1 protein-coding gene is annotated in these 397 nt (G+C 50.1%); it reads right to left on the bottom strand.

Features of this window, described 5'->3' with window-relative positions:
• Nucleotides 1-397 (bottom strand): phosphate acyltransferase (locus AB4512_RS22910; RefSeq protein WP_372175831.1); only part of this gene is annotated, 397 nt, incomplete at both ends.

Consider the following 397-nt stretch of genomic DNA (forward strand, 5'->3'; position numbering starts at 1 on the left):
GCGCAGGGCCGATAATCTGAAGCGCAGCTCGCACCACATCAGACGTGGTATAAACGGCACCATTAACTGTGCCATCCACCAGCCCCTCTCTGACCATCAAATTGGCAAAAACGAGTGGGTCTAGAACCAGCTCTAGCGCATCATCGTAAGTCATGCCTTTCGCTTTTCTTAATGTATACAACCGCTCAGCGAGCACCTCTTTGAGTGACGACGCCTGAGGAGAAACAATATGAATGCCAACAAGATCAATGTGATGTAATTCTGCAGCAGCGATGATCGCTGGTTCATCCCCTACTAGGGTGATGTGAGCAAGCTGTTTGTCTATCGCCATTCTTGCGGCTGCTAGTACTCGCGGGTCCTCAGCTTCACTCAAAACCACTCGCTTACGATCTAAGCT

The sequence above is a fragment of the Vibrio sp. 10N.222.52.B7 genome (genome assembly GCF_041474275.1).
GTDB classification, from domain to species: domain Bacteria; phylum Pseudomonadota; class Gammaproteobacteria; order Enterobacterales; family Vibrionaceae; genus Vibrio; species Vibrio crassostreae_C.